We start from the raw sequence: 23,979 nt of genomic DNA on the forward strand, positions 1-23,979 counted from the left end.
CGTTTAATCAGTGGACAGTGAAATACTGGTCGGGATGAGCCTGTATATCTTCTGCACTGGTGTTCACGAGGGTAACGGTGTCGCCATTGCCGAGATCGACAACGACATTGCCACCAACCTGTGTGACACGGTCTGCGAGGTCATCCGCCGAATTGACATCAAGGCCATTGATGCCCTGCTGGATCTGAAGGATGTCTTCGCCTGGGTTGAAGTCAAGGATGACGTCGTTTCCGCCGCCGCCATTGAACAAGAAGACGTCGCTACCGGCACCGCCGATAAGGATATCATCTCCAGCACCGCCATCAAGGATGTCGTTGCCGTCGCCGCCCAAGAGAATGTCATTCCCTTCGCCGCCGAAGAGAAGATCCGAGCCTGCACCGCCCTGAAGAACATCTTCTCCAGCGCCGCCAAACAGCACATCGTTCCCATCGCCGCCGCTTAGGACGTCGTTTCCTGCATCACCGAACAGAATGTCATTTCCGTTTCCGCCGAAAAGGAGGTCATCACCATTTCCGCCGAAGAGGATGTCATTCCCGTCATCGCCGAAGATGGTGTCATTGCCATCACCTCCGAATACGAGATCATCACCGCCATGAGCGCGGATGAAATCGTCAAAGCGGGAACCGAACAACACGTCGTCGTAGGCGCCGCCTTCTAAAGTGGCCATCTGCTTCTCCTTGTGTTCCTGTATGGGTTACAAAAAGGCCGGGAATAAACCGACCATCATGCTTGTAGTAGTTTGCGCCGCATCAATAAGGATTGCAACACTATTAATTGTTGCAATTTTGGCATCCGTAAGTAACAAATTATTACGAATAATTTATATTACAGTTTTGTAAACACAATTATGATGTATATTTAATATCATTATAATTTCTATTTAGATTATATTTAAATCCAATTTACTTCAAAATTTGAACCGGATCGGTTCGAACAAAAAAATTAATATATTTCAATATGATGAAGCCGCGCATGTCGGAACATGCGCGGCGCGGGTATTTTCAGCGTATTCAACCTATGGATGATTTATATTATAGAATACTCTTTCGTTACGTTTCACGACTATCCGGCTGTTGTTGTGTTAAGCACGCAGCCGGATGCAGTTTAATCTTCGCGGAATGCGCGATTGAGACTGTCGGTAATCGGCGACACGAGATAGTCGATTGCGCGGCGGTCTTTGTGAACGATGATGATTTCTGCAGGCATACCGGGATAAAGCCGTGCAGTTGGATTGGCGACAATCGCCTCAGGCGTAATTTCAGCGCGGGCGACGAAATAAGCCGTATCTGTCTTTTCGTCGAGCGACTGGTCGGCGGCGATATAGGTCAGTCTGCCGTCGAGCGGTGGCATTGAGCGCTGGTTGTAAGCTGTCAGTTTGATTTGCGCGCTTGCCCCCACAGAAATACTATCGATATCGCGTGGGCTGATCTTCATTTCCACCACCATGGGTTCGTTTTCCGGTACGATATCCATGATCGGTTCACCTGGAGCCACAACGCCGCCAGGCGTCCGCAGCCGGATATTGGCAACAATGCCCTGTTGTGGCGAATTGACCTCGACACGGCGCATGACATCCTTGGCTGCCACGATCCTTTCTTGCACATCGGACAATTCGACCTGACTTGATGTAATCTCGCCGGCGATTTCCGACTGAAGGTCGCTTTCAATCGCGCTCAGTGCAAATTCGGCACCGGCTTTTGCCTGTCCAGCCTTTGCCTTGTCGCCAGCATATTCACCGCGATCACCGGAAAGCTGGCTCAAACGTGTATCGATTTCAGTGAGTTTTGATTTCTGCGCGAAGCCTTTCTCAACAAGACTTGCGATAGCATTGCGCTGTTCAGTAATCAGTTCGATCTGGCGATCAGTCGCGGAAATCTGTGAAGTCGAAGCCTTTTCCTGCTCGGTATATTGCTCAATGGTTTTTTGCTGAATGTCGATTTTGCTCAGCTTCTGGGCGAGGCGCTTCTGAAAAAAGATGTTCTCTGCGCGAACGGCGTTTTCAGCATTCTCGCCACCTTCAGCAAATTTTTCAGGAAAGGTGATTTCCTTTGCACCAGACTGCTCGGCACGCAGGCGCGCAAGTTTTGCAATCAGGCCGATCCGACGGCTTTCGAGAGATTGAAGTTCGGATCGCGCCTTTGTTGCATCGAGCCTGACTAACGGCTGACCAACTTTGACGACATCGCCTTCCTGCACCAGTAGCCGATCAAGAATGCCGCCTTCGAGATGGCTGATCGTTTTGCGTTTGGAATCAACAATAACCGTACCCAGTGCCACAGCCGCACTGCCAAGATTGGCGGAATAGGCCCAGGCAAAAAAGCCACCAAAGGCAACGCCGATTGTTGCAAGCCCTGCGATAATCAGCCCGCGCAGCGGCGATTTCATATCTTCCTGTTCGATATCATGCGCCCATTCTGGCTTAACAGAGCCAAATCGGGTCAACGACTTGTTGTCGGATGATTCTGCACGCGGGGCGAGCAGGCTGGAAACACGACGCGTAATAACGGATTTGCCCATCATGCGCTTGCTGCTCCCATTTTAGGGCCAGTCGTGGCCGGGGTGAGTGTGGAGACCACATCGGTTCGTGGGCCGAATTGCGAAATCCGACCGTTTTCGAGCACCAGCAGCTTGTCTGCGACCTGCATGATAGACGGCCGATGTGCGATCATGATGACAATGGCACCGTCGCCGCGCGCGTGTTCGATGGCCCGCATCAGGGCGCGTTCGCCGACCGCATCAAGGTTCGAGTTCGGCTCGTCCAATACGATGATGCGCGGACGGTTATAGAGGCAGCGTGCCAATCCGATACGCTGGCGCTGACCGCCCGAAAGCGTCAGTCGTCCGTCACCCACAGGTGTATCATAACCAAGTGGCATACGCCCGATCATCTCGTGCACATCAGCAAGGCGTGCGGCTTCCAATACGCGCTGCGGATCGCTGTCACCCATGCGGGCGATGTTGTCTTTGATCGTGCCGTCGAGCAGCGAAACCGATTGCGGCAGATAGCCGGCGATTTCGCCAAAAGAGCCGCGTTCCCAGAGATAGACATTGTTGCCATCCAGGAAAACACCGCCGGACGTGGGCTTAACGATACCGATCAGCAAGCGTGCAAGCGTAGACTTGCCTGCAGCCGAAGGTCCGACGACGCCAAGCACTTCGCCCGGTGAGATCGAAAACGAAATGCCTTTGATGATTGGCACATCGACGCCGGGTGCCGCATAGATCAGCTTGTCGACAACCAGATCACCGTTGGGGCGGGGGGTTGGCATTGTCTGACGTACAGCAAGGTTTTCGGAAAGCAGGGATTTAACGCGTTTCCAGCTTGCAATTGCGCTGACCCACTGACGCCAGTTCTCAACAATCCGGTCAAATGGCATCAACAGGCGACCGATGATGATGCTGGTAGCGATCATTGCGCCCGGCGTGATCTCCTGCTGCATCGCTAATAGCGTACCGGCGCCAAGTGAGCCGATCTGCACGATGAAGCGTGCCGTTCGCGCAATGGATGACATAGCACGGGCTCGTGTTCCGCCGAGATCAAGCACTTCAAGCGCCTGCATCTGCATGGTGCGCCAGCGGCGCGCCAAAGCGGGCAACATGCCCATGGCTTCAATGGCTTCCGCATGACGCAGGCTGCTGCCGATTTTGGCGACAGCCTCGACATTGGCCTGATTGGCTTCCTGTATGAGATTGCGGGTCAAAAGATCGGTCAGCACACCACAGGCAACCAGAATGATGACTGCGACCAGACCGATCAGGCCGAGCATTGGATGCAGCATGAACAGCACACCAAGGAAGATCGGCGACCAAGCCGCATCAAGCGGCGCATTGATGGCGGGTGAGGTTAGAAAGCTGCGCAGTTCAGTGAGATCGCGCAGCGTTTGGGTTGCTTTTGGCAGGCCTTGGTTGACCGATGCCTGCACGGCCGCAGTCAGCACTGCCAAGTTTAGCCGGCGAACGAGTGCGCTGCCCATAGCCTGAAACGAAAGTGCCCGAATGTATTCCAGAACACCGAATACGAGCATCGCACCCACGGCCAGAATCGTCAGCATGGTCAGTGTGTCCATGCTTCGGCTGTTCAGCACCCTATCATGAACCTGCAACATATAGAGGGGCACAGTGAGTTGTAGCAAATTGATACAGGCACTCAAAAGCACCGCATAAAGCAGGCCTGACAGGAAAACGCGCCGAGCCTTGAAAATAAGGCTTTTGGACGTAGTTACAGAATCGTCGGGCCTTTTTTTATCCGCTGGGCTCTTGCCAACTGGATTGTTTTCGCGAGTATCATTCATACGCGATCTGCCTTGTAATGGTCACAGGTGGCGGATATCCCTAAAAAGTGTGGTCTAGTTCTCAAGATCAGTAAAGTAATACTGCAGAGAATGTGACAGAAAAAAGTTTTTATGGCGGGGAAATGTGAAAGGAGCCAAATAAATATAACTGCAAATTTCTTCAAAATTTGAAGTAAAATTGAAAAATGGAGAGCTAAAGATGCAAAAACTTCTGCACGAGGGAGTGGAAGTCGAGACATCAGTCGATAGATTTACTTCCGTCGACTTTCCTGAAGTTACCGCCGAAAAACAGGAACGCAGACATCCGGTTCATACAGTTGTAATTACCCATTTCGAGCTGGCCCGGATGATAGAAAGAGTGAATCGTCGCTTTGTAAGCCTTCTGAAAACGGAGCTTACCAAGTTGGGCGTGGAAGACGTTGGCCCAGCACAGACCTTGGTTCTGATGGCTATTGGCGATGTCGAGCTCACTGTGGGTGAACTATTGGATCGCGGGCACTATGTCGGTTCCAACATTTCCTATTATCTTAAACAACTTACAGACGGCGGGTATGTCGATCGCGTTGCCTCTCAGAGGGATAAAAGATCGGCTCGTATTCGTCTGACTGACAAGGGTGAACGGCTGTGTACGAGCTTGCGAAATGCCAGCAGAACCTACAGCCATGTGCTTGCCCGCGACGACGACGATCTTCGAAATCTCGAGATCGCATACCAGACTCTGCACCGGCTTGAGCTCGTGTGGGGCAATGCCGCGCGTTATGGCATTTGATGCTGAATCGCGGTTTTTCGACCGATAACCGGACACTTTTTGTGACATGCGTATAGCTTTTGTGCACAGGCGCGGTTTCGGCCAGTTTGCTGCGTTAGCCGAGAATCTGGCTACCAGTGGACATGATGTCAGCCTGATTTGTGAGACAGTGGACCGTCGCCTCCCAGCGGTCCGCGTCATCCGCCACCGAGTAGAATCTGGTCCTCGCCCAAATGGGGCGATGGCCAGATATCTGGAAATACCCGATCATCATACGAGGATCGGGTATCGGGTGGCTGAAACCCTGGAATCCATGGCACGTCATGGCCAAGCGCCCGACATTGTGATCGGTCACATCGGTTGGGGCAGTATGATGTTCGTGAAAGACGTACTGCCCACCACACCCGCGCTGGGTTACTGCGAATTCTTCTATCGCGCGCATGGCGCGGATGTCGGCTTTGCGCCTGATGACAGACCGGATATGGAAACGCGAAAGCGGCTGCGCCTGCGAAATATGGCCCAGCTTGTTACGCTCGACGGTATTGATGGCGGTTTCAGCCCCACGCACTGGCAGAAGAGCCTTTACCCCAAATCTGCCCAGAAGCGGATTGCGGTCGTGCATGAGGGCGTGGATACGAAATTGTTCTATCCAGACCGGCACGCTTCAATTGAGCTGCCGGGCGGGCGCGTGCTCAAGGCAGGTGAATCCCGGGTGATTACATTTGTTGCGCGTGATCTCGAGCCCTACCGAGGTTTCCCTGAGGCACTGGAAGCAGCGCAAAAAGTTATCCGGCAAAATAACGACGCAATATTCGTGTTTGTTGGTGGAGATGGAGTGAGCTACGGCACGCCGCCGCCGGGTGGTGGTTCGTGGCGCGATTATCTGCTTCGTGAAACCGAGTTGCCACCGGACCGGGTTGTTTTCCCTGGCACCATTTCCCATGCGCAGCTGCGCAAACTCTACCAGATATCCACTGCCCATATCTATCTCACCTATCCGTTTGTGTTGTCCTGGTCCGTCATTGAAGCCATGGCATGTGGTGCGCTGATCATAGGCTCTGATACGCCACCGGTCCGCGAGGTGATCCGGGCAGGGAAAAACGGCCTTCTCGTACCATTTTACGATACCGACATATTGGCGGAAACGATTCTGAACGTGCTTCGAGATCCCGATGCGTGCCTGCCGATGCGTGCTGCTGCACGCAGAACAGTGGAAACGCGCTTTCGGTTGTCGGAATGTTTACAACAGCAAAAAACCTTGATCGAAGCAGTATTAGATGGCCGATGAGTGTTATGTGGCAACAATCGGGCATACAAGGCCAAATTATATAATATAAAACCCCGTATTTCTGCGTGTTTAAGCGCTGTATTCAATATGTTTTCATATTGTTTCAAATTTTGAATTAAATAGCTTCCAAATATTCGTAATATTATCATATAGTCTTCGCTATATTATTGTTGACAATACATAGTCAGTATTTTCTCATTGAGAGTAGAAGCCAAACCTCCCAAGTTGGCTCTTAGACAATGGATGATTATGTTGAGCACACCACTTCCAGCGATCTCGGCGCGGAAAACCCGCCGTTATGCCATTGCTTCAATGCGTGATCGTGAAGCGTTGGAATCGACTTCTCTCGGCGAACTGACAGCTTTCGTTGAAGGAGACGGCAAGCGTCTGCGTCTGGCCAATACATTTCCACTCGTTGCCGTTGCCGCTTCCGATGAGGGCGCAAAAGAACTCAATGGCGTCCTGCAGCAGCTTTACCGGATGCGCACCATTCCTGAAGTCCCTGTCGTGCGCGTTGATGAGGCGTCCCCTGAAACCATACCGCTTCTCGTATCGCAGCTGCTTGAAAACGGCCTCGACCGGCTTGTCGGCCATGTGAGCAAAGTGCATGCCGAGCTTGCGATGCTGCGTCGTGAACGCGAAACGATGTTCGAAAATTATCGCGCTATCGAGGATGCCTTTCACGCCCGCAACTGGGATTCCTCTACAGAGATTTTCAGCCATGCGCCTTTGGTTGATCCAAAGGATGAAGGTTTTGCACGCTTGCTGCGTGAATCGGAAATCGAACAGCTCTTTCCAGTTTCAAGCTATGCCGTCTCGGGCTTTGCCCTGCATTTCCGCGACATGCCTGCCAATCGCAACGGACAGCTGATCGTAACGCTCGATTATCTGGAGAATGGCGAAGGCATTGCCGAATGGCTCGTGCCTTATGCCACGCTTCATTCGGAATGGAATTTCTTCTCGCTGCCTAAGGCTTGCGATGGTAGCCACCGGACCCTGCGTCTGCGAATTTCCGCGACCGGCGGTGTGCCACCAGAACTCTCGTTGGGCAATGTGATTGCCAATGAACGCTATGCGGCTCGTGCCCGCATCCCGCATGGCGATCTCGATATGCGTCCGCTGGCACTTCGTATTTTTACGGGGCTTCCGGGCGTTCGGCCAGCATCATTGCCCAACGCAATTGTGCCGACATCGCTCATCAATGGTCGCAAGGTTGATGATTATCGCCTGCCGATTGAATTGCTGCGCAATGTCGCCAATGTTTCCGTTACCCCCCTGACGCCGGATTTCCCAACCGTGCGGTTTCTTGAACATGAGGATGCAATCGGCTGCCATCCACTTGAGGAAGGTATTACGGCCGCTGCCATCCGCCGGGTTGTTGCCCCCGGTACGGTCCGGATATCAGCGCGTGCCGTGATCGACCACCCTGAGGGACAGCCATGCGTGGCCGGTTTGCTGCTGGTCAATCTCGCTTCCGATGTGAAGGAAGAGATCGACGCGATCGCCAATATGGACCGCCGGCGCGCACAGGTCTTGTTCAGTGGCTGGTCGGAAGTGGCTCCCAATCGTCCGATCGATATCAATTTCATGCTCGAAGAGCCGATTGATCGCACGATGGATCTGATCGTGCTCAGCAAGGCTGCAGGTGATTCAGTCGACTTTTCCTGGTTGAAGATTTTCAACTTCCGCCTGGTCAAGCACATCGAAGCCGCAAGCCCCGTTCAGGAATTAGCCAAAGAGGTTGCGAATGTACGATAGATCGAGAGATTTGATCGTCGTTGCCATGCCGCTTTATGGCCATGCGGCGCTTGCGCTTGAGGCGCTTGAAACCCTTCTTGCCTCGGAAACGGTTTTCCGTACCCAGATCGTCGTCTCCGTCGATGGTGATCCGCGTCGCGAAGTTTTCGACAGTCTGGCGCTTTATGCGGCCGCACATCCCAATATTCATGTCATTTTCGGAGAGAATGCCGGCCCCGGTGGCGCACGCAACCGCGCGGTCGATTATATTCTTGAAGAGATGTCGGATGTGAAGGCCGTCTATTTCGTAGATGCCGATAATCGGGTGCAACCGCAAACTATCGACACGCTTTATCGCAAGCTTCTCGCAAGCAATGCCGGTTGGGTTTACACCAATATCGACACGTTTTCAGTCAATTGGCGCGCGCATTATGGTGATAGTTATTCGCGGCTTATTCACTGCATTACTGACAATATCTGCGATACCGGCTCAATGATTTCAGCGGAAGTGTTCCGCAGCGGCGTGCGCTTTGACGACGACCGGCAGAACGGTTTTGAAGACTGGGAATTCTGGCTTTCGGCCATCGAAGCGGGTTTCGTCGGAACGCCATGCCATGACACCGGATTCGAATATCGCCTGCGGGCTGAGAGCCGTTTCAAGGAAGCCAATCGCGACCGCTCCGGCTCCATCAATTTTCTCCGCAAACGACATAAGGCGCTGTTTCGTCGCCCGACGCTTGTGGGTTTCGAGCATGAGGAATGTCCACGCTATGGCGTGATCCGTGCAGGCGAGGGAACAGTCAGTCTTTTTACTGATCTTAGCCTTGGCACGACTGATCTTAAATTTGATGATGCCATCCGCGCATTTTGGGGTAGCGTTTCCGAGCCGGATAATTTTCACTTCCCGCCATTTCTTGCTTCATCCAACACCGAAACTTTGAAGCTTCTGGCGCGGTCGCGGCTGTTGCCAAACATCCTGTCTCGGCTTGAGAGGCTTTCTGAACAGGCGAATATCGTCTTTGTTGAACTGACCAATGTTGAAGACGAGCGACGTATCGACACAGAAATCATGCCTTCCGGCACGCGCCAGCCCCATGCGGATCTGATTTTCGTCTCGACGAAACTGATCAAAGACATCATCGAAAACGATGCGCTGGATTGGTTTGCGTCATTGGGTACGCAGCAATTATGGCCCACCTCGGCGCGCATGAAAGTCCGCTTCCCATTTCCGCGCGTTCGTCAGCGCAGGGCGCTTTCCCGCCCCGAACAGTCGATGCTCAATCTGGTGACATCGATTGCGACAAGCCCGCTCAAACAAAGTGCCGCCATGCGCTGGACATGGCGTCCACGTCGTCTGCCAGCGCTTTCAGAAATGTATCAGGTGTTACGCGATGAAATGGGCGGTGGACCAGTTCTGCCGCTTGCGCATAACATCGCAAGAAAGAAGACGGCTGCAGTTCTGGTGCCCAATGCCTCCTTTGGGGGAGCAGAGAAGGTGGCGTATGCGGCTGGTCGTGAGTTGAAGAACCAGGGATTTGAAACGCATCTGTTCGTGCTTGGCAATGAGCGCATGGATGTGCTCGACGAGTTCGATCAATCGTTCGACTATTTGCACTTCTGGAAAGACGGTATTCCTGCGTGGGGCGACACAAACCGCTTCCTTGGGCAGGATTTCATAACCGAAGATCATCCGCTTGATTGGGGCATCCTGCGCGGGCAACTCTCCGGTTTCGATCTCGTGGTCAACAATCACGTCATGGCAGCGCATCCATTAATGGGCAAGCTGCGTTCGGAAGGCACACGCACGGCCTGTTATCTGCATGTGGTGGACGAAACCGTCTTCCGCAGGCAAGCGGGCCAACCCTATGCGGCGATTGCTTTTGAACACGCTTATGACGCGTTTCTCACCTGTTCAGATCAGTTGAAAATCTATCTGCACAGCTTTGGCGTGCCGTTTGAAAAAGTATTCTCGGTGCCTAATGGTGCGAGCTTCTCCATTGATTCAAAGCTGCGTGCGCAGGTAACGGCCGCGCGTAAACAGATACGCAAGGGTGAGCCGTTTCGGATGCTTTATATGGGTCGACTTGATCGCCAAAAGGGGATCGACCGGTTACATGACGCAATCGTCAAGCTCAAAGAGCAGGGCATTTTGTTTGAAGCGCAAGCCATCGGTGGAGAAATCCTTTCCGACGATCCAAGTGCATCTTGGATGACGCGTCTCAAAGATGCGGGCGTGAAGGTCTCGCCACCGGTCTTCGACGGCAGAGATATCGCAAACCATCTCGCCTGGGCGGATGTGCTTTTGATGCCGTCGCGCTGGGAAGGCGCACCGCTGATGATTGCCGAAGCCCAGCAGCTCGGCTGTGTGCCGGTTGCAACTGCGGTGGGTGCTGTCGATGAGCTGATCAATCATGGTCGCGACGGCATCTTAATCCGCAATGGCAATGATGCGCAGATCGTGGCCGATATGACGCGCATTCTCACCATTCTCGCGCAGGATCGCGAAGCCCTGATGCGTACGGCTGAAGGCGCATTGGCGTCAGCCGCTCACCGTACCTGGGGCGCTGCTTTCTCCGAATTTACCGATTGGGCCAATGAAATAAGCCCGGTCTATCCGAAATCCCGGTCCTCCCAGCCGGACGTTGCAGACGATGCCAGCACGATTGCCGTTTTCCCCGGCCGTGCAGTTGCCTGATTATACCAGAAAGGTCGACCTATGAGCCGCCCAACCAACCCACGAATTCTTGTCACCGGCATTCCGAGCCATCTGACACGTCTCATTGACCGCGCAGATAAAGCGCAGGTCTACTATTCGGAAAAGCAGAAGGATTCAGAATCCAGGGACAATTTTATCCAGGAACTGAAAAACATCTCCAATACCGGAAATTATCTGATCGGCGAGGGCGCAATGACGGCCCTTCTGCCGTCAGCCAAGCATATTCCGTTCTGGCATCTTTATAATTGCGTGAACAATGGAACAGGTGTCGAGGAGATCAACAAGGAGTTCGATATCTGCGTCTTCACTTGCGCAAACCTTCTGCGTAAAGGCCTGTCGGCAGATGCGGAAGCGCTGGTTTTATCCAAGCTCGATATGCCGGTGGTTATGCTCGGCATTGGTATCCAGAACCGCCCTGATATTGAAGGCGAAGACGGTTTGCCTGCTGGCACGAAGAAGCTTCTCGAAGTGCTTAAATCCCGCGAGCATTATTTCCTTACCCGCGGTGAAAATGCAGCCGGCTATCTTCGCGACCAAGGTTTTTCCTATGTGCGTCCGGTTGGTTGCCCGTCGCTTTATTTCCGTCCTGATAATATGCGCAAGGCCATTACGCGTCTGCCGCAGGTCAAAGTGGGTGAAGGCCGCACAGTTTTCACAGGTTATATGGGCGCAGAACTTGAAACCATCGGCGACATGAATGCGCTGAGTTCGGACGACGGTCGTTCAGCCTATGTGGTTCAGGATGAGCTTTTGCATTTCGATATGCAGCTTGAATCGGACGCCAATGGCCGCGCCTATGACTCAACCACCGGCGAGCTGGTGGGACCGCTGACCTACAAAGGTTCAAGCGATCTGAAGAAGAAGCTCAGCGTTCACGCTTTCCTTGACACCAATCAATGGCGTGCCTGGTGCTCGACGATGGACTTCTCATTCGGTCGTCGCTTCCACGGAAATATCATTTCCATGCAGGCGGGCGTACCAAGCCTTATGGTCGCCGTTGATGACCGTATGCGTGAAATGCTCAATTTCTCCGGTCTGCCAAAGATCGATGCCCGTGATCTCAATGCAGCCAACGACCGGCGCGCATTCGTGAGTGATCATATCGCAGCAATGAACATTCCTGATGTGGTTGAAAAATACTCGGCTCGCGAACGCAATTTCCGAAGCGTGCTTTCAGACATCGGCATTGGGGCATCGCACGCCTAATCCAAATCCAGCAATTTTCTTTAATTAAGCGAAGATGGATCACCATGCGCATAATGATTACCGGCATTCCGTCCTATTTGATGCGGACCGTCGAAAGCGTTTCGGGTGCGAGTGTTAAACACCGCCCTTATTTCGAGCCCATCCGCACCAAAAAGGATGTGATCGACCAGGTCAAAAAGATTGCCAATACTGGCAATTACCTTATTGGTGAAGGCGCTGCCAATGCCGTCCGCGGCCATGATGTGACCTATGTTCCGTTCTGGCATCTGGCCAACAGCCTCAATTCACCTGACACCTATGCAAAGCTCAATGAAAGCTTTGATCTCTGCCTGTTTGCATCGGCAAATCTTTTGCGTCCCGGTTATGCCGCAACAACCGAATCCTTCGTCTTTGAAAAGCTGAACATGCCGATTGTCGTCATGGGCATCGGCATTCAGAAGAAGGAAAATCTGAAAGCCGAGTTGCCGGAAGGCACGCGCCGGTTTTTAGAAATTCTGCGCCGCAAGGAAAGTTTCTTCCTCACGCGCGGGCATTTTACGGAAGCGTTTCTGAAAGATGCGGGCATGAAATATGTCCGCCCGACGGGCTGCCCTTCGCTCTACTATCGACCAGAGCAGATGAAGCTATCGCTGAGTCGTCTTGCTGATCCGAGCCTCGCGGATGCGCAAAAAATTTCATTCGGCGGCTATCTCGGCAGTGTGGCCGATACGATTGTCGATGCCCATGCGCTGCTCGAAAAAGACAGCGTTGCAAGCTATGTCATTCAGGACGAGGTGATCGTCTATAATATGAACATCGCAGGCGAAGATCATGCGCAAGCTTTCGATGAGGCTGCAAGCCGCATCACCGCACCTGTCGACTACAAACACATGGAAAAGTGGCAGCGCAAAAACGAGCTGCTGGTGTTTTTCGATACGCATAAGTGGCGCAGCTGGATTTCCAGTCAGGATTTCGGTTTAAGCCGTCGTTTCCACGGCACGATCATCGGTATGCAGTCGGGTGTTCCGGGACTGATGATCGCGGTCGATGACCGAATGCGAGAAATGCTCGGCTTCGTCGGCTTTCCACATATTGATGCAAGCGTCTGGAACCGTGAACCGCAGAAGAAGGCCTATCTGCGCGACTTCCTTTCCAAGATCGATGTGCCTGCTGCCATCAATCGCTATTCGGAATGTGAAGCCAATTTCAACGGCGCACTCAAGGATATCGGGATAAGATGATGCCAAGCTGCAAGAGCATCACGGGCAAAATGGTGGTGATGATAGCGCTTGTGGGCGCTTTGTCGTTGGCTCTCCAGCCCCAAAATGCTCTTGCCGATACGCGCTTCGGCGTCAACCGGGTCAATATGGCCTGGCTCAAGCCAGCCGAGCGTGAGCAGATTTTCGATCAGATGGTGGATAATGGCGTGGTGGCAGTTCGGCTGTCCCTCACGCGACCGGTGGATCAGAGTATCGATGCGGTGCGTCTTGCTCATGAAAAAGGTTTGGCCATCCTGCTCGAAATCTCGCTCAATAACGCGGATTTCTATCCTGAAGGAACGAAGCCTCGTTCCGGTCGCGGGCGCATCTGCGATATGTACCGGCTTTCAGATATATCGCCGGATCGCTTTCAGCAGGCGATCGCAGATGCCTTGCAAAAGATTGATGCACTTGGGGTGCCACTGGTTGCTGTGGAACCCGGCAATGAGATCAATTGGGGTGCCTATAATGGCGATCTTGCCATTTTACCCAAGGAAAAGATGAAAACCGCACGTTCTTTGGATGAGATGGAAGAACTGCCTTTGGTCGAAAAGGGTGCAGAAAAATACGTCGAACTTCTGCGCATTGTCAGGACGGAGCTGGCAAAGACCAAGCACAGCGCTAAAGCAAAAGTTGTATCTGCGGGTTTGTCCGATATTCCTTTCATTGATGCCGATCGGCGCGGAATAGACAGCGTTGATCCAGCCGTCTTTACGGATCTTCTCAAGAAATATGGTCTCAATGATGTGGCCGACGGCTACGGCATTCACATTTATCCGGGCAGCAGCGGCTCACCGGCTGCGCGCGCGAAACACATCGCCAGTGCGCTGTCTTTCTGCGGTGGTGCCGATGGCAAGCCGTGCTGGATCACAGAATGGGGCTTTGCGAATACCTCCAAAGCCTGCCCGGCCAATGATAACAACCGCGAACAGCTGGTCGAGAAGGCACGCGATCGGTTTCGTCAGATGATGGATAGTGGCCAGATCGCAGCCGCTTATTATTTTGATTGGGATGCAAGCACTTACGGTGTGTGGCGTTGTGGTTCGCTGACGCCGGCAGGCCAAGCTGCAACGGTGACGAAATGAAGCTCAAGACTGTAATCATCGGTGGTTCAAACACCGTCATGCTGCCCGGCTATCTACCGACCCTTCTGGGGACGATGGCAAAACGCGGCGTGGAGCTGGACATTGTTGCTGATCTTGCCGTGGGCGGCACCACGAGCGCGCTTGGCCTTTATCAGCTCAAGCAGTTTGAACAGCTCGAGGATTGCGAGCTGCTGCTGATCGAATATGCGATCAATGATGCCTTTGTTTACGGTGATGAACGGCGTCCGTTTCGCCATTGGGCACGATTTTATGAAGGGATCATTCGTTACGCGCTGGAACGCAATCCAAACCTGCGGGTCGCAACGCTTGTATTTGGCGCACGCAATGGCTCATTCCTGAATTCTGTTCCTTCAATTGATGCGGGCATCAATTATATATCGCAATGGTATGGCACCATTTCAGTCGATGTTTCGCGGATGCTGATGCAGCAATATGGCCGTGATGTCGTAAGCAATCCGGCTTTCTATCTCGATCAGGGTCATTATGCGCGCCCTGTTTCAACGACGATTGTAGCCAACTTGATCGCTGATGTTCTCGAACCAGCTTTGTCTATGCAGCATCGCCCAAAAGCGCTGCCATTTGCTATTGATCCCGACCACTTCGCCAATGCACGCGCCTTGAGCGGCGAACAGCTTTGCAAGCGGTTAGGACGCGTGCCAATTCAGTATAGCAACCGCCGCTTTTCAATTTCCGCGCTCGATCTCGGTGCAGACAGAATGCGCTTTGAGGTTGATAACGGCCAACTGCTCGCGCTTGGTTATGTTTGTGATCCCCGTATTCCGCCGCTTGATGTCGCAATCGGCGAGGAGGTCCATCGCGCCGCCATGATGAAGGGTGGTGTGCGCGACGGAACCTATAAATTCCTCGTTTCGATGCTGAGCTTCGAGTTCCTGTACGGGACAAAATTGCTGGAAGCACGCGGGAATGTATCGCTTATCATGTCCGGTGCCGATGAAGGCACCGAGCATAAGCTTCATGTTCCAAAAGACAGCACCCACCATGAAGCACTGCCTGCGGAACCAGTTCTGCCGATCACCGGCATTCTATTTTCAGGTAATCTCAAGACGATGACGCTTGAGAAAAAGACCCCTGCCATACCAATTATCGCAGAAGCCGCTCAGTAATTAAGTTCAGTAATATTAAGATAAATAATTAGGCCGCCCGGTTTGATAATGCCAGGGCACAGTCTCTCCACGCACTTACCGCAGTTCCCTGCGTCACATTTTCTACAACAATATGCTTTCCATCGAATACACCGGATGCAATCCAGTGACGTGCTTCTCGCTGATATACATCGATCGTAATACCCAGCTGTTCTACTTTGGCTTCTGCCAGCATATATTTTGCTCCACGAATGATGAATCTTGGGCGAAGGTCGCAATATAGACCAAATCCACGACAATCCGATGTCACGTTTGTGCTACCGGATTGTGAATGGCACTTTCAGTGCAAAACAAACTTCCATTATGGAATATTGGTTCCCAGTTGCGGAAACAAACATTCAATAAAACGCGCAGCTGTCGGCTGCGGTTCATGATTTGCAAGGCCAGGACGCTCGTTCGCTTCGATGAACACATATTCTGGTGTTTCGGGTGACTTCACCATGAAATCAATACCCACAACCGGAATATCAATAGCGCGTGCTGCCTTGCACGCAGCATCAACCAATGTCGGTTCCACGATAGTCGTTACATCGTGGATCGTGCCACCGGTATGAAGGTTGGCTGCTTTACGAACGGTAATTTCACGTCTGTCTGTAAGCACGTCATCTAGTATCAGACCTTGCTGCTCAAGACAACGCTTTGTCTCGGCATCAACCGGAATGCGGCTTTCACCGCCCGTTGCAGCCATACGGCGGCGTGATTGAACTTCGATGAGGCGTCTGATCGTTGATTTGCCGTCGCCGATCACGCGTGGCGGACGACGCACCGCGGCGGCAACCAGCTTGTAATCGATAATCACCAGTCGCAGATCTTCACCTTCAAAACAGGCTTCGAGCAACACCTGATTGCAAACCTCTCGCGCTTGCTTGATGGCGGCACGCAAGTCTTTCATCGTGGTGACACCGACAGAAATCCCGCGACCCTGTTCGCCGCGCGCGGGCTTCACAACCAGCTTCTGATGTTTGGCAAGAAAGGCTTCCAGCGTTTCATCATCTGCATCGGCTGCGATTTGCTCAGGCACGCTCAGACCGGCTTTTGCGACGGTGCGGCGGGTGACGGCCTTGTCGTCACAGATTGACATGGCGACACCGGATGTCATTTCAGAAAGACTTTCGCGGCAATGGATCGAGCGTCCGCCATGGGAGAGGCGGAAGAAGCCGCCTTCCGCGTCGGTTATATCCACATGCACGCCGCGACGCAGCGCTTCGTCCACAATGAGACGGGCGTAAGGATTGAGCGCATCAAGGGAGTTGATCGGCTGGGCGAAAAACTTCTCATTGATCGCGTTTTTGCGTTTGATCGCAAAAAGCGGGACGCGACGAAACTTCAGCTTCTCATAGAGGCGGATTGCATTGTCATTGTCGTACAGCACCGACAGATCGACATGGTTGAGCCCACGCGCCTGAAAATGCTCGGCCAGTTTGCGAACCAGCTTCTCACCAATGCCGGGCTGGCGTGCCTGCGGGTGCACTGCCAGACACCAGAGCGAACCGCCCTGATCAGGATCATTGAACAGGCGCTGGTGATTAATTCCGGTGACTGTCCCGACTATTTCGCCCGTCGCATCATCCTGCGCGACGAAATAGGTGACGGCACGGTTATCGCGTTCTGATGAGAAGAAATCAGCCCGCAACTGGACCATGCCACAGGCGGCATAGACGGCATTGATGCCATCCGCGTCAATTTCCGATACCGCGCGACGAATGGTGATGCCGCGTGTGCGACGCCCACCGGCGCGGTAATTGGACAGTTCAAGCCGGTAGGTGTGCGATGGATCGAGAAAGATCTCCTGCGGTGCCTGCGATAGAAGCACATGCGGATCGCTGACATAAAACAGGATATCACGGCTTAAAGGAGCCTCAGCGCGCAATGCTTCGATGATCCCTTCATTGCTCTCGAACGTCTGTGCGAAAAGCAACCGCCCCCAACCGCAGTCGAGCACGATATTGCGGTTGGCGGAACGTTCATCTTCCTGCGCGTGACCGTGCAGATGCTCCTGATAAAAGCCCGCACTTTCGGGTGTGCGCAGTCGCGTGAGCCTGTGCGAGAAAGCATTTCTGCCCCTTGCTTTCTGCCGGGTCATTTCAACCTCACCTGTCTTTTTCATTTTGGGCCTCCCAACCTCATGCTTCCTGAGTTTGAAGCCACATTTCGAGCAGTCCGGCCTGCCAAAGCTCCGAGCCGCGCAAAGGGGTGATGTGTTCGGAAGGGTTCGCGAACAACCGGTCGAGATAATCGCGCTGGAAAAGCCCGCGTTCGCGTGCTTTCTGCGATGACAAAGCATCGCGCAGCATGTCGAGATAGGGGCCAGCGATATATTTAAGCTGCGGCACCGGGAAGTAACCCTTCTTGCGGTCGATCACCTCGCTTGGCACAACCTTGCGGGCGACATCCTTCAGAATGCCCTTGCCGCCATCCCGCAGCTTTTCTTCTGGCGGCATACGCGCTGCAAGTTCCACGAGCTCATGGTCGAGAAACGGCACGCGGGCTTCCAGACCCCAGGCCATCGTCATGTTATCGACGCGTTTGACGGGGTCATCGACCAGCATGATATTGCTGTCGAGACGAAGTGCGCGGTCAACGGGTGTATCAGCGCCATCGCGCAATAAATGCTCTTCGATGAGTTCGCGGCTATAGTCGCGATTTGTCATCCAGTCGGGCGACAGCTGGGTTTTAAGCACATCATGCGAGCGGTCACAGAATGCCTTGGCATAATCGCTGACCACATCGTTGGAGTCCACCAGTGGCGGATACCAGTGATAGCCCGCAAAGACCTCATCGGCACCCTGACCGGATTGCACGACCTTGATATGTTTGGAAACTTCCTTCGACAGCAGATAAAAGCCGACATTGTCGTAGGAAACCATTGGTTCCGACATGGCGGCAATCGTGCCTGGAAGCGCATCCATCAAATCAGAACTTGGCACAAAAATCTTGTGATGATCGGTGCCGAAATGCTTGGCAATCAGATCGGAATAGACGAACTCGTCGCCTTTTTCGCCGTTGGCTTCTTCAAAGCCGACCGAGAAGCTCATGAGGCCGGTCTGACCTGCTTCGGCAAGAAGGCCGACAATCAGGCTCGAATCCACACCACCTGACAGAAGAACGCCAACCGGCACGTCAGAAATCATGCGGCGTTTGACGGCAACGCGCAGCATATCGAGGAGCTGTTCCTGCCAGTCTTCACGGCTGATAGTGCTGTCGCCAGCCAGACGGCTATGCGGCGGCTGCCAATAGATGCGATCACGAAATTCGCCGTTGGCCTGATAAACACGGATCGTTGCCGCAGGCAGCTTGCGCACACCGTTATAGATGGTGCGCGGCGGCGGAACCACGGCGTGGAAGCTCATATAATTATGAAGTGCCGCGCGGTCGATTGAGGTATCGACACCGCCAGCCTTCACAAGTGCAGGCAGCGACGAGGCAAAGCGCAGCGCGCCGCTTACCTCTGCCAGATAAAGCGGTTTGATGCCAAAACGGTCGCGGGCAAAGATCAGTCTGCCGGTATCGCGCTCATGGATGGCAAAGGCGAACATGCCGTAAAAGCGGGAAACACATTCCTCGCCCCAGGCGTGCCATGCCTTTATGATGACTTCTGTGTCTCCATCAGAAAAGAAGCGGTAGCCCTTGGCTTCGAGCTCAGCGCGCAATTCGCGGAAATTGTAAATGCACCCGTTGAAGACAACGCTTATGCCAAGATCGGCGTCAATCATGGGCTGCTGGGATTTCTCCGACAGATCGAGAATTCTCAATCGCCGGTGTCCAAAGCCGACATTGCCACGCACAACGATGCCAGAAGCGTCTGGCCCTCTGGGGGCAAGAATGTCTGCCATTTTCGAGATTGCCGAAACCGACGGTGTCGCACCGTCGAACCTGACTTCTCCGCAAATTCCACACATAAAAAGGGTCAAAACCTCCATGATCAAACACAACAAGCAAGGCCGTCGCATGAGTTATGGCGGCGGCCTGCATATTGGCTAATGCACGCACGCCGGGATGGTTCCGAAATTTCTGATTTTTATGCGCTTGATGCTTTTTTCAGTTCGTTTTCTTTGGAAAGCATGTATTTTTCGGCGGAAATCATATGTTCTAGCGCGATTTTACGTGCATCTTCGGCCCTGTTTTCCATCAGTGCTGTCAAAAGGCGATGCTGAAAAAGCAGGCCTTCTTCGCGGGATGCGGGTGTGGGATCGGCATAGATTGAGCGGGCAACAGGCATGTTGCGCAGCAGATTATGCGTTAGACCACACATGAAGCCCAGGAGCCGGTCCGGGCAGAGTTGTGCGAGCTGTGTATGAAAATCCAGCTCTGCCACACGCTGCTGAAACTGGTCGTCCAGATTGGTCGGAGGGCGGTCGTAAAACCGCATCGTGCTCTCCAGTTTCGTAAGATCTTCATTGCTCAATCTGCCGGCAAGGGATGCGGCGATTTCAGGCTCCAGCAGCTTGCGTAGGGAATAGATTTCCTGAAGGCTTGGCTGGTCAAAGAAGAAATAATTGCCGAGCATTTCCATCGCATGTTGCGCAGATGGTTCAGCAACGAAAACACCGCCACCGGGACCGGTGCGGGTGAAGAGCAGGCCTTGGGTTTCTAGCGCCTTCATCGCCTCGCGCACAGTACCTTTGGCCGCCTTGAACTGGTCGATCAGGTCTTTTTCCTGCGGCAGCCGATCACCGGGTTTGAGACGGTCCATCTGGATCACGTCTTTGATACGGTCAGCAATGACCTCAGGCCGCCGCTTTGATTTGGTCAGCGAAGCATTGTCCGATTTGCTGCGGCTGTTCCGGGCCATACCTTGCTACTCTCTTTTCATACGCGGCGCGCTGTCTATCAGCTGACGTGTATAGGCATGTTGTGGCTTCGCAAAAAGGTCCTCGGCGGTCGCTTCCTCGACGATTTCCCCATAATACATGACGGCAACGCGGTCGCTGATGGCTTCCACTACCGCAAGATCATGGCTGATGAAGAGATAGGACAGGCCGAACTGCTGTTTAAGCTCATCGAGCAGCAGCAGCACCTGCGCCTGAACGGAGACATCAAGCGCACTTACCGGCTCATCCAGCACAATGATTTCGGCATTTGCTGCAAGTGTGCGGGCAATGGCGATACGCTGAGCCTGCCCGCCGGAAAACTCATGCGGGTAGCGCAGAAGAGTATCTTTTGGCATCTGAACGGCATCGAGCAGTTCTTCCATACGCTTTTGGCGCTTTTGACTATCAAGCTCACCGAGCAGCTTCAGGGGTGTTGCCAGTATCTGCCGGATGGTCTTGCGCGGATTGAGCGACGCCACGGGGTCCTGAAACACATATTGGATCACTTTGCCAAAAGCCCGCGGACCAGAGCGGCGAAGTGCGCTGGCATCCTGTCCGGCGATTTTCATCGTGCCCTCGCTCGGCTCTGTCAGCCCCACCAGCATTCGCGCCAGCGTGCTTTTTCCCGAGCCGCTTTCGCCTACGATTGCCAATGTTTCGCCGCGCGCGAGATTGAGCGACACAGACTTGACCGCTTCAACAGCATGGCGCTGTTTGCCGAAAAATGTGCGTCCGCCACCAAAGGTTTTGCTCAGATTGTGGACACTGATTGCAGCCTGGCTCATGTGGCGGCCTCCGTCTGTTTGCGACTGAACAGCTTTGCCACGCGCTCATAGAAGTCCTTGCCGTGGCCAAGTTCTGGCACGCAGGCAATCAGCCGCCTGGTATAGCTGTGTTGCGGGTTGGCGAGCACCTCTCTGGCGGTCCCGGTCTCGACGATCACCCCGTCTTTCATGACGGCAACGCGATCGCAGATTTCGGAAACGACGCCAAAGTCATGAGTAATGAACAAAAGCGCCATGCCGCGTTCGCGCTGGAGATCGCGTAAAAGCTCAAGAATGCGCGCCTGTACGGTCACATCAAGTGCGGTGGTCGGCTCGTCGGCGATTATGATGTCGGGATCATTTGCAAGTGCCATGGCTATGCCGACACGTTGACGCTGACCGCCTGAAAGCTGGTGCGGGTAATGATCTGCACGCTCCTTTGCATCCGGGATACCCACTTTCTCCAGCAAGGCGATGGCTTCTGCCCGGCGTTCGGATGCGCTGATCGATTTGTGCGCTGCGATTGCCTCCTCGACCTGTTTGCCGATTGAGTACATCGGGTGCAGCGTGGTCAACGGATCTTGAAATACATAGGCGACCTTGCTGCCGCGCGTGGCGGTCAGTTCGGTTTCTGTCATGTCGAGTACGTCTTCGCCGTCAAGATAGATGGCACCGTTGCGGATCAATCCAGGCGGTGAGGCCACCAGCCCCATGATGGAAAGTGCGGTAACGCTTTTGCCTGAGCCGCTTTCGCCAATCAGGCCAAGACATTCACCGCGATTGAGATGCAGGGAAACACTGTTGACCGCAGGCGTGTAGTTGCCATTGTTGACGAAGCCTGTTTCGAGCTTTTCGACCGCGAGGGCTGCATCCAGCATCCTCGTCTTGGGCGCGGTTCTGTTCTTGGCGATTGCCGTTACCGAGCCGGGGCGGGCAAGGGCACCGGAGCGCAAACGGGGATCAAGCACATCGCGGATTCCGTCGCCCAGTACATTGAGGCTGATGACAATCAGAAAGATCATCAGGCCCGGCACGATGGAAACATGCGGTGCCGTGAACATCTGCGCGCGGCCTTCACCGAGCATCGAGCCAAGATCAGCCTGTGGCGGCTGCGCACCAAGACCCAGAAAGCTGAGGCCTGCCGTTTCAAGGATCATCCAGCCTGCCGTGGTTGACATGGTGATGACGATGACCGGCAACACATTGGGCAACACTTCGGTAAGCAGGATTGAAATGTGCCCTTTGCCGGAAAGCCGGGCAGCATCCACAAACTCGCGATTGGCAAGGCCGAGTGCTGTGCCGCGCACATTACGTGCAAAGAACGGGATATTGACCACGGCAATTGCATAAAGCGCATTCATCAATCCCGGTCCCAGCGCTGCAACGATTGCAAGAGCCAGCAGGATATAGGGGAAGGCCATCAGCATATCGATGCCGCGCATCATAAGGTTGTCGGTGCGCCCGCCTGCATAGCCTGCGACGATGCCGATAGCCGAGCCGATCACGGCGGCAATCAGCGTGGCTGCAAAGCCAACCGCGACCGAGACGCGTGCGCCCCAGAGAAGGCGGCTCAGAATATCGCGTCCAAGCTGGTCTGTGCCCAGCAGATGACCTGCAGAAAAGACCGGTTGCAGCCGGTTTGCGGGTGCTGTCGCATCCGGGTTGGGTAATGGCAGGATTGGCACGAGTATTATCAGCACGCAGATGAGCGCGAGCAGAAAAAAGCCAAAAGCTGCCAAACGATTGCTCATCAGCAGACGCCATGATGACAGGCGCGCAGGAGCGGCTGGGGTGTAGGTTTCCGAAAGGGCGCTCATGTGCGTATCCTCGGATCAAGCATGGTCTGAAGGACATCGGCGAGCAGATTGAACAGCACATAGCTGGCTGCCACGATCAGCACGCCGCCCTGCACAAGCAGGATGTCGCGGGTCGAAATTGCCTTCACAAGCATGGCGCCGATACCGGGCCATTGAAACACCGTCTCGATATAGACCGCACCGCCCAGCACGAAGCCTGCCTGAATGCCGATGACGGGAATGACACTGACAAGGGCTGCACGAAAGGCGTGGCCGTAAATCACGCGACGCTCATTGAGCCCTTTGGCGCGTGCGGTGCGGATATAATCCTGACGCAGCACTTCAAGCATTGCGCCGCGCGTCAACCGGGCAATCACACCGGCAGCAACGACGGCAAGCGTCGATGCTGGCAGGATCAGATGCCAGATCAGATCCTTGAGATCGCCGCCGCCATAGACTGCATACATGCCTGATGCCGGAAGTATGCGCCAATGCACTGCGAAGAGATAGATCAGCAGAAGGCCAAGCCAGAATGACGGGATCGAAATGCCTGCCAGAACGATGAAGGTGATGGTGCGATCTGCCCAGCCAAACTGACGAACAGCTGAGACAATGCCTGCGAAAAGTCCGAAGATCGAACAGAGCACGAGAGCAACGCCCGCCAGAATAAGCGTTGCCTGAAAGCGTTCCAGCACCTCATCGAGAACAGGACGATTAAGCACGAAGGAGCGACCGAAATCGCCGTGCAACAGATTGCCGATCCAGATGAAATATTGCTGGACCAGTGGCTTGTCGAGGCCGAGATCACGATTGATACGCTCGACATTTTCCGGCGTCGCATAAGAGCCGAGCAGGGCTGTGGCGGTATCGCCGGGAATTGATGCCATCACCAGAAAGACGATGATGGACAGCCCGAAAAGTACGGGAACGACTGCAATGAGCCGCTTGAAGATATAGGCTGGCATTGGCCCTCCTCCGCTTCATCTGGGGCGCATTTGGTGCAAAATCGGGTTTCGCTTCTGCTTAAAATGCGCAAGTAAAATTGCGCCAGCGGCCCTAGAGCGCCGTGCGTCCAATTGGGCGCACAAAGGACGCTCTAACTTATTGAATCTAC

19 protein-coding genes are annotated in these 23,979 nt (G+C 53.9%); 9 read left to right on the top strand and 10 right to left on the bottom strand.

What is annotated here, in order from left to right; all coding sequences use genetic code 11:
- Positions 1-7: 7 nt before the first annotated feature.
- From CEV34_RS22230 to CEV34_RS22240, 3 genes are all read right to left on the bottom strand, one after another.
- Positions 8-667 carry a calcium-binding protein gene (locus tag CEV34_RS22230; RefSeq protein ID WP_094544547.1) on the bottom strand — a complete coding sequence of 220 codons (660 nt, stop codon included), beginning with the start codon at positions 665-667 and terminating at the stop codon, positions 8-10.
- Between the two features lie 437 nt (positions 668-1,104).
- Positions 1,105-2,520: an HlyD family type I secretion periplasmic adaptor subunit gene (locus CEV34_RS22235; protein ID WP_094544548.1), complete on the bottom strand. Its 1,416-nt coding sequence runs from the start codon at positions 2,518-2,520 to the stop codon at positions 1,105-1,107.
- A complete protein-coding gene (locus CEV34_RS22240) occupies positions 2,517-4,292 on the bottom strand; it encodes a type I secretion system permease/ATPase (RefSeq protein WP_094544549.1) in 1,776 nt (591 codons plus the stop codon). Before CEV34_RS22240 ends, CEV34_RS22235 begins: the two co-directional genes overlap by 4 nt.
- Before the next feature lie 199 nt (positions 4,293-4,491).
- Here CEV34_RS22240 and CEV34_RS22245 point away from each other — a divergent pair, with 199 nt between their 5' ends.
- The 8 genes from CEV34_RS22245 to CEV34_RS22280 all read left to right on the top strand — a co-directional run bounded on the left by CEV34_RS22245 (position 4,492) and on the right by CEV34_RS22280 (position 15,455).
- Entirely contained in the window at positions 4,492-5,061 is a 570-nt protein-coding gene (locus CEV34_RS22245) for a MarR family transcriptional regulator (protein WP_007877300.1), read from the top strand.
- A 46-nt stretch (positions 5,062-5,107) separates the two neighbouring features.
- Positions 5,108-6,328 (top strand): glycosyltransferase family 4 protein, encoded by a 1,221-nt coding sequence (locus tag CEV34_RS22250; RefSeq protein WP_094544550.1) that lies wholly within the window; start codon positions 5,108-5,110, stop codon positions 6,326-6,328.
- A gap of 249 nt (positions 6,329-6,577) precedes the next feature.
- Positions 6,578-8,086, top strand: a complete 1,509-nt coding sequence (locus tag CEV34_RS22255) for a DUF6212 domain-containing protein (protein ID WP_094544551.1) — start codon at positions 6,578-6,580, stop codon at positions 8,084-8,086.
- Positions 8,076-10,760 carry a glycosyltransferase gene (locus tag CEV34_RS22260; RefSeq protein WP_094544552.1) on the top strand — a complete coding sequence of 895 codons (2,685 nt, stop codon included), beginning with the start codon at positions 8,076-8,078 and terminating at the stop codon, positions 10,758-10,760. The genes CEV34_RS22255 and CEV34_RS22260 overlap by 11 nt, the downstream gene beginning before the upstream one ends.
- A 21-nt stretch (positions 10,761-10,781) precedes the next feature.
- The gene (locus CEV34_RS22265; RefSeq protein WP_079213255.1) at positions 10,782-11,987 is read left to right on the top strand and encodes a polysaccharide pyruvyl transferase family protein; all 1,206 of its coding nucleotides are present in this window, start codon (positions 10,782-10,784) and stop codon (positions 11,985-11,987) included.
- A 44-nt stretch (positions 11,988-12,031) separates the two neighbouring features.
- Positions 12,032-13,207 carry a polysaccharide pyruvyl transferase family protein gene (locus tag CEV34_RS22270; protein ID WP_079213254.1) on the top strand — a complete coding sequence of 392 codons (1,176 nt, stop codon included), beginning with the start codon at positions 12,032-12,034 and terminating at the stop codon, positions 13,205-13,207.
- A complete protein-coding gene (locus CEV34_RS22275) occupies positions 13,204-14,310 on the top strand; it encodes a glycoside hydrolase (RefSeq protein WP_094544553.1) in 1,107 nt (368 codons plus the stop codon). Before CEV34_RS22270 ends, CEV34_RS22275 begins: the two co-directional genes overlap by 4 nt.
- Positions 14,307-15,455, top strand: a complete 1,149-nt coding sequence (locus CEV34_RS22280) for an SGNH/GDSL hydrolase family protein (RefSeq protein ID WP_094544554.1) — start codon at positions 14,307-14,309, stop codon at positions 15,453-15,455. The genes CEV34_RS22275 and CEV34_RS22280 overlap by 4 nt, the downstream gene beginning before the upstream one ends.
- 28 nt (positions 15,456-15,483) lie before the next feature.
- Here the strand turns inward: CEV34_RS22280 and CEV34_RS22285 are convergent, their stop codons facing one another.
- The 3 genes from CEV34_RS22285 to CEV34_RS22295 all read right to left on the bottom strand — a co-directional run bounded on the left by CEV34_RS22285 (position 15,484) and on the right by CEV34_RS22295 (position 19,393).
- Positions 15,484-15,669, bottom strand: a complete 186-nt coding sequence (locus CEV34_RS22285) for a hypothetical protein (RefSeq protein ID WP_007877280.1) — start codon at positions 15,667-15,669, stop codon at positions 15,484-15,486.
- 126 nt (positions 15,670-15,795) lie between these two features.
- The gene (ngg, locus tag CEV34_RS22290) at positions 15,796-17,601 is read right to left on the bottom strand and encodes an N-acetylglutaminylglutamine synthetase (RefSeq protein WP_007877278.1); all 1,806 of its coding nucleotides are present in this window, start codon (positions 17,599-17,601) and stop codon (positions 15,796-15,798) included.
- Positions 17,602-17,617: 16 nt separating this feature from the next.
- A complete protein-coding gene (locus CEV34_RS22295; RefSeq protein WP_094544555.1) occupies positions 17,618-19,393 on the bottom strand; it encodes an N-acetylglutaminylglutamine amidotransferase in 1,776 nt (591 codons plus the stop codon).
- Between CEV34_RS22295 and CEV34_RS27145 the strand changes: the two genes are divergently transcribed.
- Complete coding sequence (locus CEV34_RS27145; protein ID WP_162699591.1) at positions 19,317-19,475, top strand: hypothetical protein; 159 nt, start codon at positions 19,317-19,319, stop codon at positions 19,473-19,475. The two genes, CEV34_RS22295 and CEV34_RS27145, sit on opposite strands and share 77 nt — an antisense overlap.
- 37 nt (positions 19,476-19,512) lie before the next feature.
- Here the strand turns inward: CEV34_RS27145 and CEV34_RS22300 are convergent, their stop codons facing one another.
- Genes CEV34_RS22300 through CEV34_RS22315 form a run of 4 tightly spaced genes read right to left on the bottom strand, consistent with a single transcriptional unit; the run spans position 19,513 to position 23,830 of the window.
- Positions 19,513-20,286 (bottom strand): FadR/GntR family transcriptional regulator, encoded by a 774-nt coding sequence (locus CEV34_RS22300; RefSeq protein WP_094544556.1) that lies wholly within the window; start codon positions 20,284-20,286, stop codon positions 19,513-19,515.
- A gap of 6 nt (positions 20,287-20,292) precedes the next feature.
- Entirely contained in the window at positions 20,293-21,090 is a 798-nt protein-coding gene (locus tag CEV34_RS22305) for an ATP-binding cassette domain-containing protein (RefSeq protein WP_094544557.1), read from the bottom strand.
- A complete protein-coding gene (locus CEV34_RS22310; RefSeq protein ID WP_094544558.1) occupies positions 21,087-22,886 on the bottom strand; it encodes a dipeptide/oligopeptide/nickel ABC transporter permease/ATP-binding protein in 1,800 nt (599 codons plus the stop codon). The genes CEV34_RS22305 and CEV34_RS22310 overlap by 4 nt, the downstream gene beginning before the upstream one ends.
- The gene (locus CEV34_RS22315) at positions 22,883-23,830 is read right to left on the bottom strand and encodes an ABC transporter permease (protein ID WP_079213247.1); all 948 of its coding nucleotides are present in this window, start codon (positions 23,828-23,830) and stop codon (positions 22,883-22,885) included. Before CEV34_RS22315 ends, CEV34_RS22310 begins: the two co-directional genes overlap by 4 nt.
- Between the last annotated feature and the right edge of the window lie 149 nt (positions 23,831-23,979).

The sequence above is a fragment of the Brucella pseudogrignonensis genome, assembly GCF_002252525.1.
In the GTDB taxonomy this organism is placed as follows: Bacteria; Pseudomonadota; Alphaproteobacteria; order Rhizobiales; family Rhizobiaceae; genus Brucella; species Brucella pseudogrignonensis.

Excerpts from the sequence above, each read along its gene's own strand:
- CEV34_RS22230 (WP_094544547.1), bottom strand. The coding sequence starts at position 667 with ATGGCCACTTTAGAAGGCGGCGCCTACGACGACGTGTTGTTCGGTTCC.
- CEV34_RS22235 (WP_094544548.1), bottom strand. The coding sequence starts at position 2,520 with ATGATGGGCAAATCCGTTATTACGCGTCGTGTTTCCAGCCTGCTCGCC.
- CEV34_RS22240 (WP_094544549.1), bottom strand. The coding sequence starts at position 4,292 with ATGAATGATACTCGCGAAAACAATCCAGTTGGCAAGAGCCCAGCGGAT.
- CEV34_RS22245 (WP_007877300.1), top strand. The coding sequence starts at position 4,492 with ATGCAAAAACTTCTGCACGAGGGAGTGGAAGTCGAGACATCAGTCGAT.
- CEV34_RS22250 (WP_094544550.1), top strand. The coding sequence starts at position 5,108 with ATGCGTATAGCTTTTGTGCACAGGCGCGGTTTCGGCCAGTTTGCTGCG.
- CEV34_RS22255 (WP_094544551.1), top strand. The coding sequence starts at position 6,578 with ATGTTGAGCACACCACTTCCAGCGATCTCGGCGCGGAAAACCCGCCGT.
- CEV34_RS22260 (WP_094544552.1), top strand. The coding sequence starts at position 8,076 with ATGTACGATAGATCGAGAGATTTGATCGTCGTTGCCATGCCGCTTTAT.
- CEV34_RS22265 (WP_079213255.1), top strand. The coding sequence starts at position 10,782 with ATGAGCCGCCCAACCAACCCACGAATTCTTGTCACCGGCATTCCGAGC.
- CEV34_RS22270 (WP_079213254.1), top strand. The coding sequence starts at position 12,032 with ATGCGCATAATGATTACCGGCATTCCGTCCTATTTGATGCGGACCGTC.
- CEV34_RS22275 (WP_094544553.1), top strand. The coding sequence starts at position 13,204 with ATGATGCCAAGCTGCAAGAGCATCACGGGCAAAATGGTGGTGATGATA.
- CEV34_RS22280 (WP_094544554.1), top strand. The coding sequence starts at position 14,307 with ATGAAGCTCAAGACTGTAATCATCGGTGGTTCAAACACCGTCATGCTG.
- CEV34_RS22285 (WP_007877280.1), bottom strand. The coding sequence starts at position 15,669 with ATGCTGGCAGAAGCCAAAGTAGAACAGCTGGGTATTACGATCGATGTA.
- ngg (WP_007877278.1), bottom strand. The coding sequence starts at position 17,601 with ATGAAAAAGACAGGTGAGGTTGAAATGACCCGGCAGAAAGCAAGGGGC.
- CEV34_RS27145 (WP_162699591.1), top strand. The coding sequence starts at position 19,317 with ATGTCTGCCATTTTCGAGATTGCCGAAACCGACGGTGTCGCACCGTCG.
- CEV34_RS22295 (WP_094544555.1), bottom strand. The coding sequence starts at position 19,393 with ATGTGTGGAATTTGCGGAGAAGTCAGGTTCGACGGTGCGACACCGTCG.
- CEV34_RS22300 (WP_094544556.1), bottom strand. The coding sequence starts at position 20,286 with ATGGCCCGGAACAGCCGCAGCAAATCGGACAATGCTTCGCTGACCAAA.
- CEV34_RS22305 (WP_094544557.1), bottom strand. The coding sequence starts at position 21,090 with ATGAGCCAGGCTGCAATCAGTGTCCACAATCTGAGCAAAACCTTTGGT.
- CEV34_RS22310 (WP_094544558.1), bottom strand. The coding sequence starts at position 22,886 with ATGAGCGCCCTTTCGGAAACCTACACCCCAGCCGCTCCTGCGCGCCTG.
- CEV34_RS22315 (WP_079213247.1), bottom strand. The coding sequence starts at position 23,830 with ATGCCAGCCTATATCTTCAAGCGGCTCATTGCAGTCGTTCCCGTACTT.